The following is a 9,821-nucleotide window of genomic DNA, read 5'->3' as shown; positions in this document are numbered from 1 at the left end:
GGCGCGGCCAGGGCGACCGGCCGCCGGCGCCGACACCCGCGCCGCAGCCGCCGGGGCAGCGCGTCGGCTATTGCGTCGTCGGCCTCGGCCGCCTCAGCCTCGACGAGATCCTCCCGGCCCTGTCCCAGGCCAAGCGCTCGCGGCTCGTGGCGCTGATGTCGGGCACGCCGGACAAGGCGAAGCTCGTCGCGCAGCAATACGGCGTGCCCGAGAGCGCGGTCTACGGCTACGGCGACTGGGACAAGCTGAAGGCCAACCCGGAGATCCAGGCGGTCTACGTCGTCACCCCGAACGCGGTGCACCACGACAACGTCGCGGCCGCGGCGGCAGCGGGCAAGCACGTGTTGTGCGAGAAGCCGATGGCGGCCTCCTCCGCGGAGGCGCGGGCGATGATCGCGGCGTGCGAGCGCGCCAAGGTCAAGCTGATGATCGCCTATCGCTGCCAGTACGAGCCGTACAACCGCGAGGTGGTGCGCCTCGTCCGCTCGGGCGAATTCGGCAAGCCGCGGATGATCCAGGCCTTCAACGGCCAGACCTCGGGGCTGCCGGAGCAATGGCGCCTGAAGAAGGCGCTCTCGGGCGGCGGCGCCCTGCCCGACATCGGGCTCTACTGCCTCAACGGCGTTCGGGCGCTGCTCGGCGAGGAGCCGGACCTGATCCAGGCGCAGACGCATTCGCCGGCCGACGACCCGAAGTTCCGCGAGGTCGAGGAGGGCGTGAGCTTCACCCTGCGCTTCCCGTCGGGCGTGCTGGCGCAATGCATGACCAGCTACGGCGTCCACGAATCGCGCCGCCTGACCGTGCATACGGGGGGCGCCGACATCGATCTGCAGAACGCCTTCGCCTATGTCGGCCAGCGCCTCGTGGTCACCCACCGCGACGGCAAGGTGGTGTCGCAGGACACCAAGGTGATCGGCGCCAAGAACCAGTTCGCCCTGGAGATGGACCACCTCTCGCGCTGCATCCAGGAGAACCGCCGGCCGCGGACGCCGGGCGAGGAGGGTCTTCAGGACCACGTGCTGATGGAGGCGATCTACGAGGCGGCGCGCACCGGCGCGCCGGTGTCGATCCCGCCCGTCCCCGGTGCCGGCCTCGACGCCACCCGTGGCCCCGAACTCGACGAGGCGGGCTGAGGCGCAAGGCGGGAGGATCGTCGCGGGCTCTGGATCGGCCCGCCCCCGGCTCTATCGTTAGGCCATCATGCTCGACACCGATCCGAGCGGCTTCGTCCGCGACGCGCGCCACCTGCGCCTCGACACCTTCGTGCGCCTGCGCTGGCTCGCGATCACCGGGCAGAGCGCGGCCGTGGTCGGAGCGCAGTTCGGCCTCGGGCTCGGGCTGCCGTTCGGCTGGTGCTTCCTGGCGATCGCCGCCTCGTCCTGGCTGAACCTCGGCCTGCGCATCCGCTTCCCGGCGAGCTACCGGCTGAGCGCGGATTCCGCCGCCCTGCTGCTGGCCTTCGACATCGTGCAGCTCGCCGTGCTGCTGTTCCTCACCGGCGGCCTGCAGAACCCATTCTCGCTGCTGTTCCTCGCCCCCGTCCTTATCTCGGCGACGGCGCTGCCGCCGGAGCGGACCTTGGCGCTCGGCCTGCTGGCGATCGGGCTCGCGACCCTGCTGGCCTTGGTCCACCGCCCGCTGCCGTGGTTCGCCGACGGGCGGATCGAGTTGCCGTTCCTCTACGTCTCCGGCGTGTGGACGGCGATCCTGCTCGGCACGGCCTTCACCGGCGTCTACGCGTGGCGGGTCTCGGAGGAGACGCGCCAGCTCGCTCAGGCGCTGGCCGCGACGGAGCTGGTGCTGGCCCGCGAGCAGCACCTGTCGCAGCTCGACGGCCTTGCCGCGGCGGCGGCGCATGAGCTCGGCACGCCGCTCGGCACGATCATGGTGGTGACCAAGGAACTCGTCCGCCAACTCGGGCCCGACGCGCCGCCGGCGGTGGCCGAGGACCTGCAATTGCTGCGCGAGCAGGTCGACCGCTGCCGCGGCATCCTCTCGAAGCTGACCTCCCTCGACGGCGACGGCGCCGGCTTCCTCGAGACCTTGAGCTTCAGCCACCTCATCGAGGAACTGGTGGCGCCGCACCGGGCGATGGGCATCGCCCTCGACATCTCGAGCCAGGGCGACGCCCCGGAACCGGATTGCCGCCGCAACGCCGGCGTGATGTTCGGGCTCGGCAACATCCTCGACAACGCGGTCGACTTCGCCGACGCCCGCGTGGTGATCGAGGGCCGCTGGACGCTGGACCGGGTGACGCTCGAGATCCGCGACGACGGCCCCGGCTTCTCCGCCGAGGTGCTGCTGCGGGCGGGCGAGCCCTACGTGACCACCCGCAGCCCCGACCGCGGGGCGGGGCAGGCGCAGGGCGGCACGGTCGGCGCCGGCCTCGGCCTCGGGCTGTTCATCGCCAAGACGCTGATCGAGCGCTCGGGCGCGCAGATCACCCTGTCCAACGCCTCGGCGCCGGGCACGCATGGGGCGCAGGTCCGGATCTCCTGGGCGCGCCACATCTTCGAGCGGGGTGCGGCGCTGCGTCATGCCCCCGAATTCGGCACACGCCCACCCCTGCCCGCGGGCGATGTCGCGCCTATATAAACTCTCAACGAATACAGCGAAATCTTTGAGGAGCTTCTCATGCTGACGCAATCGAGCTCGTCGGGCGCCCCGGATGCCGTGGCGCTCAGCGACGCCGACCCGCTGGCCGCATTCTCCGACCGCAGCCTCCTGATCGTCGACGACGACAAGCCGTTCTCGACCCGGCTCGCCCGTGCGATGGAAGCGCGCGGCTACCACGTCCAGGTCGCCGAGAGCGTGGCCGAAGGCGTGTCCGTGGTCGAGGCGCGGGCGCCCGCCTTCGCGGTGATCGACATGCGGCTCGGCGATGGCAACGGCCTCGACGTGATCGCCCGCCTGAAGGAGCGCCGGCCGGAAGCCCGCGGCGTCATCCTGACCGGCTACGGCAACATCGCCACCGCCGTCACCGCCGTGAAGCTCGGGGCCTTCGACTACCTGGCCAAGCCCGCCGACGCCGACGAGATCCACGGCACGTTGATGGCGCAGCCGGGCGAGCGGGCCGACCCGCCCGAGAACCCGATGTCCGCCGACCGCGTGCGCTGGGAGCACATCCAGCGGGTCTACGAGCTGTGCGGACGGAACGTCAGCGAGACCGCGCGCCGGCTCAACATGCACCGCCGCACCCTGCAGCGCATCCTGGCCAAGCGCGCCCCGCGCTGAGGCGAGGGCCACCCGCGAGGGGCGCTTGCCGGTTGCACAGCATGCGACAATCGGGGTACTGCCGCCGTCGTAAGCGGGACGCGAATCCGTGCCGCCGGCGGAAGGGGTCCTCGTGAACGCCCGCAACCTGATCACGATCCTCAGCATGATGGTGCTGGTGGGAACGGAAGTCTTCGCGGTGGCGATCGCCGCGGGCTGGGCCATCGCAGGCCTGTTCGAACTCGGCGACACCGTCGGCCACGTGCTGATGGGTCTGTTCAGCGTGCTCGCGGCCTGGATCATGTTCCAGCTCTGGCAGCGCGCGACGAGCATCGAGCCCCTGCGCGCCGCACCGCGGGCCGCCCGCCGGTGACGGGCGGCCACGACACCCGAGGTGTCGGACCCCGCCCCGACGCCCGCCTTCGCCTCCTTTCGTTCCAGACCCTGCTGAGTGGCCCATCATGAAAGCCCGCATCGTCGTCACGCTGAAGACCGGCGTCCTGGACCCGCAGGGCAAGGCCATCGAGGCCGCGCTGAAGTCCTTCGGCATCGAGTCGATCGAGGGCGTCCGCCAGGGCAAGGTGTTCGACATCGAGGTCGCCGCCACGGACCGGGCCGGCGCCGAGGCCACCCTCAAGACGGCCTGCGAGAAGCTCCTGGCCAACACCGTGGTCGAGAACTACGCGATCGAGATCGCGTGATGCGCGCCGCGATCGTCGTCTTCCCAGGCTCGAACCGCGACGCCGACGTCGCCCGCGCGCTCCGGCTTGCCGGCGCCGAGGTCACGACGATGTGGCACGCCGACACCGCGCTGCCCTCCGGCACCGACCTCGCGGTCCTGCCCGGCGGCTTCTCCTACGGCGACTACCTGCGCTGCGGCGCCATCGCGGGCCGCGCCGCCGCCATGGATGCGGTCCGCGCCCACGCCGCCCGCGGCGGGCTCGTGCTCGGCATCTGCAACGGCTTCCAGATCCTGTGCGAATCCGGCCTGCTGCCGGGCGTGCTGATGCGCAACGTCGATCGCCGCTTCATCTGCCACCGGCAGACCCTGCGCGTCGAGCGCGCCGACACCCGCTTCGCCAGCGCCTACGCCAAGGGCGACGTCATCGACGTCTGCGTCGCGCATGGCGAGGGCAACTACTTCGCGGACCCCGACACCCTCGCCCGGATCGAGGGCGAGGACCGGGTCGCGTTCCGCTACTGCGACGCCGACGGCCAGGTGACGACGGCCGCCAACCGCAACGGCTCGCTCAATTCCATCGCGGGGATCTACTCCGAGGGCGGCAACGTCCTCGGGATGATGCCGCACCCGGAGAACTTCGTCGAAGGCCTCGTGGGCGGCACCGACGGACGCGGGTTGTTCACCAGCCTTGCGGCCTGAACCTGCGGCGATACTGATCTCGGGTATGCCCAACGCGGCGACGACTTGAGGAACGCGCCCGCGTCAACGGTGCGTTAACCTCTTTTGTCCAATCTCACCGTAGTCCAGATGTCTGGATGTCGAGTGAGACCTCCGTCCCGCTCTGTTTGATGCCTCCCTGAGACTCCAAAGCCGCCCCCGCAGGGCGGCTTTTTTTGTCTCGGATCGCCAGGCGGCCGACTTATACCAAGTCTCATGGGTAGGAACCCATGAGGTCCGGCGGATTGCCGCCGCCCCGCAGTCGCGGGGGCCGGACCTCGATGAGTCGGGCTCATCAAGGTCTGGTATTACCGCATCGCCGGACCTCACGGCGTTCGGAGCGGGCGCGGGTTCCCTCTCCCGTGCGGGAGAGGGACAGGGTGAGGGATGAGAACTCACCGGAGAGGGCAACACCCCTCGCCCCAACCATTCTTCCCTGGGCAGGGTTTGATCGCAGACGGCGACCTGTTCTTGGAAGAAACCCGCCGGCAGCACCGCGTCATCCCGGGGCCGCGCAGCGGAGCCCGGGATCCAGAACCGCAGGTCGCACCGGACTTGGCACCGTCGGCGGTTCTGGATTCCAGGCTCGCCTGCGGCGCCCCGGAATGACGGTGCGGTGCCGTGTGATCGCCCTGCCCCCGGGGAGAGCGAGCCGTACGGGGCGACCGGCGATCCGCAGAGAGCCTGGCGGCGTCCGCTCAGTACAGCCCGCCGGCCTGCGCCGCGCGGTCTGCGTCCGCCGGGACGGCGGCGGGGGCCGCGGCCTGGCCCGCCGGGGCGACGTAGGAATCGGGCGGCGCGGTGCCGGGCTTGAACGCCTCGAGGATCGTGCCGGCGCCCTCGCCCGAGCCGGCGCGCATGCCGGAGCCCAAGGCCACGCGGATCAGCTTGATCCCCGGCGGCACCCGGAACGGCGTCGGGGGCTTGTCCTTCAGGGCGACCTTCAGGAAGTCGAGGGCGATCGGCGCGGCGAGACCGCCGCCGGTGGCGCGGTCGCCGAGCGAGCGCGGCTTGTCGAAGCCGATGTAGATGCCGACCGCGAGGTCCGGCGAGAAGCCGACGAACCACGCGTCCTTGGCGTCGTTGGTGGTGCCGGTCTTGCCGGCGAGCGGCTTGCCGATCTGCTTCAGGATCGTCGCGGTGCCGCGCTGGACCACGCCCTCCATGATCGAGACCATCTGGTAGGCGGTCAGCGGATCGAGCACCTGCTCGGAATCGTCCACCAGCTTCGGCTCGTCCTGGCCCGACCACTTCTCGGCGTCGCAGCCGACGCACTTGCGGCCGTCGTGCCGGTAGATCGTCTCGCCGATGCGGTCCTGGATCCGGTCGATCAGCGTCGGGCGGATGCGGCGGCCGCCGTTGGCCAGCATCGAGTAGGCGGTGACCATCCGCATCACGGTGGTCTCGCCGGCGCCGAGCGACATCGGCAGCACCGGCAGCATGTCGTCGTAGACGCCGAAGCGGCGGGCGTACTCGGCGATCAGCGGCATGCCGACGTCCTTGGCGAGCCGGACCGTCATCAGGTTCTTCGAGTGCTCGATGCCGTAGCGCAGGGTGTGCGGGCCGCCGGACTTGCCGTCGTAGTTCGAGGGCGTCCACGCCTCCTGGCCGGGGCCGGCCTCGATGGTGATCGGCGTGTCCTGAACGATCGAGGACGGGGTGTAGCCGTTGTCGAGCGCCGCCGAGTAGACGATCGGCTTGAACGACGAGCCGGGCTGGCGCATCGCCTGCGTCGCGCGGTTGAACTCGGACTCGTCGTAGGAGAAGCCGCCGACCATGGCGTGCACGCGGCCGGTGTTCGGGTCCATCGCGACGATGCCGCCGGACACCTCGGGCTTCTGGCGCAGCCGGTACTGGCCGCGGCCGCCGTCCATCGCCTCGACGTAGACCATGTCGCCGGCGGTGAGGTTCGCCCGGCCGGCCCAGCGCATGCCCTCGGCGGGGATCGTGCCGGTCTCGCGGTCCTTGGAGACCTGGCCCGAGGCCTCGCGCTTGGGCTGGAGGCCGACCTGCAGGCCGCCGGCGCCTTGCCCGAGCACCACGGCGAGCCGCCACGGGGCGACGTCGCCGAGCGCGCTCACTTCGGAGGCCGCCATGCCCCAGTCGCGCCCGGTCAGGTCGACCTTGGTGACGGGGCCGCGCCAGCCATGCGCCTGGTCGTAGCGCACGAGGCCGTCGACCAGCGCCTTGCGCGCCCAGCCCTGCATCTTCGGGTCGAGGGTGGTGCGCACCGAGAGGCCGCCCTCGTAGAGCTTCTTCTCGCCGTAGCGCTCGGAGATCTCGCGGCGGACCTCCTCGGTGAAGTAGTTGGCGTTGGCGGCGTTCGGGAAGGCGACGCGCGGGTTGACGCCGAGCGGCATCTTCTTGGCGGCGTCGGCCTCCTCCTTGGTGATGTAGTTGTTCTCCGCCATCAGGCGGATGATCTCGTTGCGGCGGTCGAGCGCCGCCTGGGTCTTGCGGTAGGGGTGGTAGTTGTTCGGCCCCTTCGGAAGGGCGGCGAGGTAGGCCGCCTCGTTGATCGTCAGCTCGTGCACCGACTTGCCGAAATAGTCCAAGGCCGCGGCGGCGACACCGTGCAGGTTGCGGCCGGGCACGATGGTGCCGAGGAAGATCTCGTTGAGGTAGAGCTCGAGGATCTTGTCCTTCGAGTAGGTCGCCTCGATGCGCAGCGCGATCAGCGCTTCCTTGATCTTGCGGTCGAAGGTCTGCTCGTTCGACAGAAGGAAGTTCTTGGCCACCTGCTGGGTGATGGTCGAGGCGCCCTGCTTCTTGCCGCTCTTCGCGTTGGTCAGCGCCGCGCGCACGATCCCCTCGGGATCGATGCCGCCGTGCTTGTAGAAGTTCTTGTCCTCGGCCGAGAGGAAGGCGGCGACGATGATCTTCGGCATCGCCTGGATCGGCAGGTAGAGCCGGCGCTCCTTGGCGTACTCGGCCAGCAGCGAGCCGTCGGCGGCGTGGACACGGGTCATCACCGGCGGCTCGTAGTTGGCGAGCACGGCGTGGTCCGGCAGATCCTGGCTGTACTTCCAGTAGAAGAACGCGCCGCCCGCGGCCGCGAGCACGAACAGGACCGCGCAGGCGCTGAACAGGAAGCCGAAGAAGCGAAGGATGAGGCGCATCCGGTTTCCCGTCGATCGGTTTCGTCGGCCGTGCGCGCGAGCGCATCCGGCTAGGGGGGTCGGGGCTGCCCGCAAGACGCAGGCCGATCCGGCGTGCCCGCAGCCTTGAAGGTCCCCGTCGACGATGACCGATGTGAGGACGGCGCGACGGGGTCTCGAGTGCCCCATATCGACACCGGATCTATGGTGAAACTGGGGCGATTGCCGCCGAGCGGCGGTTCGGCGAGGCCGGCCGCACCAGGCTGGCGCGGTTGCCGAAGAACTGGTCGATCGCCTTGGCCATCGAGCCGGTGACGGAGGCGCGCCACTCGGCCGATTGCAGCAGGTCGAGGTCGCGCTGGCTCGACAGGTAGCCGAGCTCGACGAGCACGCTCGGCACGTCGGGCGAGCGCAGCACCTTGAAGCCGGCCTCGCGGTGCGGCTTCGTGCTCATCTCCATCACCGGCCCGAGCTGGCCCATCAGGGTCTTGGCGAAGCCGGACGAGAAGCCGCGGGTCTCGCGCAGGGTCAGCTCCTGCAGGATGTCGGCGATCTCCGGCGGACCTTCGCCGGATTCGGCGCCGGCGGCGGCGTCGGCCTTGTTCTCGCGCTCGGCGAGCTTGGCGGATTCGCTGTCGGTGGCCTTCTCGGAGCCGGTGTAGATCGTCGCGCCGCGCACCTGCGGCGCCGACGAGATCGAATCCGCGTGGATCGAGACGAACAGGTCGGCCTTGGCGTCGCGGGCGATGCGCACGCGCTCGGAGAGCGGCACGTAGACGTCGCGGTCGCGGGTCATCGCCACGCGGTAGCGGCCGCCGGCCTCGAGGCGGGCGACCAGCGCCTGGGCGAAACCGAAGACGATGTCCTTCTCGAACACGCCGCCCACCGCGATCGCTCCGGGATCGATGCCGCCGTGGCCGGCGTCGACGACGATCAGCGGGCGGCGGTCTCCGGCCTCCACCGGCGCCACCGCCTTGCCGGAGGCGGGCGCGAGGTCGCCGGCGCTCGCCGCCTTGCGGAAGCTGTCGCGGTCGGCGCGCTGGAACGGGACGGTGAGGATCACGGCGCCGTCGCGGGGACGCGTCGTCGTCTCGATCCGGCCGACGGTGGCGGGGCCGGCGAGGTCGACGACGATGCGCGAGCGGCCCGGCGCGAACAGGCCGTAGCGGAACGACTGCACCAGGCCCTCGCGGCGGCGGCCGGTCTCGGGGGCGAGCTGGAAGTTGACCTCGGCGAGGTCGATCACCGCCCGGTCCGGGCGCTCCATGACGAAGGCGCGAGCGTCGACCGGCTTCGACAGGGTGAGGGTGAGCTTGGTGCCAGCAGGCGAGGCGGCGAGGTCGGCCGCGATCGCGACCGCCGGCGGCGCCCGGTCCTGCGCATGCGTCGGCGACACGGCGAGCGCCGGGTTCAGGGCCACGGCCAGCGTGAGGATCGCGGAACGGATCAGGCGCGCGGATCGCAGCATCGGTCGGCCTCCCGAGCCTCCGATACGGCATAGGAGCGACATGGTTAACCGAAGGTTTCCGGCTACGCTTCGTTCGGGCGGCGGCTGTGGCCGCGCCGCGACAGGGGATTGGCGCGGGGAGGCGGGAGCGCTTACGCGCACATCCGCTCTTTGGGGAGCTGCCGGGTTCACGCAGTTCGCCGCGCATGCCGAACCAAGCGCGGGTCCCCTCTCCCGACCGGGAGAGGGGACCGTGCCGTGCTCCGCGCGATCCGTCCAGAGCGGGCATGCGGACAGGTATGAATTCGACAGCGCTGAGGGGGGATAGGCGCGCCGCGCCTCCCTCAGCGCTGCGCGACCATCCGCGTCGCGCGCCGGGCGAGCTCGCTCCAGCAGGTGAGCGAGGCGTCGGCCGCGCGCTGCATCTCGTTGACCTGCAGGCGGATCGCGTCGGCCGGCGAGCACGCGTCCTTGAGGGCGTTGAGGTGGGTGAGGACCGCGGAACTCTCGTCGCGCATGAAGGCGAACAGGGTCTCGCCGAGGCCTTCGAGGTCCTGGCGCAGGGCCGGGACGGGACGGCGGCCGGCCCGCCAGGAGGCCGGCGAGGGCAGCGCGCCGTCCGACAGACTCACCGGCGCCTCGCCGGCCTCGGCCGGTGCGGACA

8 protein-coding genes and 1 pseudogene are annotated in these 9,821 nt (G+C 70.9%); 6 read left to right on the top strand and 3 right to left on the bottom strand.

The annotated features are described in order from the left end of the window. The 6 genes from FV229_RS22555 to purQ all read left to right on the top strand — a co-directional run. Positions 1 to 1,133: Gfo/Idh/MocA family oxidoreductase (locus FV229_RS22555; RefSeq protein WP_147754107.1), on the top strand; the 1,133-nt coding region annotated here is incomplete at its 5' end. A gap of 67 nt (positions 1,134 to 1,200) precedes the next feature. Continuing rightward, positions 1,201 to 2,595, top strand: coding sequence for an ActS/PrrB/RegB family redox-sensitive histidine kinase (locus tag FV229_RS22550; RefSeq protein ID WP_147754106.1), 1,395 nt, complete (start codon positions 1,201 to 1,203; stop codon positions 2,593 to 2,595). Between the two features lie 39 nt (positions 2,596 to 2,634). Further along, positions 2,635 to 3,234: an ActR/PrrA/RegA family redox response regulator transcription factor gene (locus tag FV229_RS22545; protein WP_147754105.1), complete on the top strand. Its 600-nt coding sequence runs from the start codon at positions 2,635 to 2,637 to the stop codon at positions 3,232 to 3,234. Between the two features lie 112 nt (positions 3,235 to 3,346). Then, entirely contained in the window at positions 3,347 to 3,586 is a 240-nt protein-coding gene (locus tag FV229_RS22540; protein WP_147754104.1) for a hypothetical protein, read from the top strand. A gap of 88 nt (positions 3,587 to 3,674) precedes the next feature. After that, complete coding sequence (purS, locus tag FV229_RS22535) at positions 3,675 to 3,914, top strand: phosphoribosylformylglycinamidine synthase subunit PurS (protein ID WP_147754103.1); 240 nt, start codon at positions 3,675 to 3,677, stop codon at positions 3,912 to 3,914. Next, a complete protein-coding gene (gene purQ, locus FV229_RS22530; RefSeq protein WP_147754102.1) occupies positions 3,914 to 4,594 on the top strand; it encodes a phosphoribosylformylglycinamidine synthase subunit PurQ in 681 nt (226 codons plus the stop codon). Before purS ends, purQ begins: the two co-directional genes overlap by 1 nt. 716 nt (positions 4,595 to 5,310) lie before the next feature. Here the strand turns inward: purQ and FV229_RS22525 are convergent. From FV229_RS22525 to FV229_RS27600, 3 genes and pseudogenes are all read right to left on the bottom strand, one after another. Next, positions 5,311 to 7,731: a penicillin-binding protein 1A gene (locus FV229_RS22525; protein ID WP_147754101.1), complete on the bottom strand. Its 2,421-nt coding sequence runs from the start codon at positions 7,729 to 7,731 to the stop codon at positions 5,311 to 5,313. A gap of 181 nt (positions 7,732 to 7,912) precedes the next feature. After that, positions 7,913 to 9,178 carry an N-acetylmuramoyl-L-alanine amidase gene (locus tag FV229_RS22520; RefSeq protein ID WP_147754100.1) on the bottom strand — a complete coding sequence of 422 codons (1,266 nt, stop codon included), beginning with the start codon at positions 9,176 to 9,178 and terminating at the stop codon, positions 7,913 to 7,915. Between the two features lie 323 nt (positions 9,179 to 9,501). Further along, a pseudogene (locus FV229_RS27600) lies at positions 9,502 to 9,821 on the bottom strand (Phasin); the annotation flags it as partial.

Source organism: Methylobacterium sp. WL120 (genome assembly GCF_008039465.1).
GTDB lineage: Bacteria > Pseudomonadota > Alphaproteobacteria > Rhizobiales > Beijerinckiaceae > Methylobacterium > Methylobacterium cerastii.
The sequence above is the reverse complement of the archived record's forward strand: the minus strand, read 5'-3'. Positions and strand labels throughout refer to the sequence as shown.

What these genes read in the sequence shown, in the direction of transcription:
- purS (WP_147754103.1), top strand. Translation starts at nt 3,675, where the DNA reads ATGAAAGCCCGCATCGTCGTCACGCTGAAGACCGGCGTCCTGGACCCG.
- FV229_RS22545 (WP_147754105.1), top strand. Translation starts at nt 2,635, where the DNA reads ATGCTGACGCAATCGAGCTCGTCGGGCGCCCCGGATGCCGTGGCGCTC.
- FV229_RS22520 (WP_147754100.1), bottom strand. Translation starts at nt 9,178, where the DNA reads ATGCTGCGATCCGCGCGCCTGATCCGTTCCGCGATCCTCACGCTGGCC.
- FV229_RS22550 (WP_147754106.1), top strand. Translation starts at nt 1,201, where the DNA reads ATGCTCGACACCGATCCGAGCGGCTTCGTCCGCGACGCGCGCCACCTG.
- FV229_RS22525 (WP_147754101.1), bottom strand. Translation starts at nt 7,731, where the DNA reads ATGCGCCTCATCCTTCGCTTCTTCGGCTTCCTGTTCAGCGCCTGCGCG.
- purQ (WP_147754102.1), top strand. Translation starts at nt 3,914, where the DNA reads ATGCGCGCCGCGATCGTCGTCTTCCCAGGCTCGAACCGCGACGCCGAC.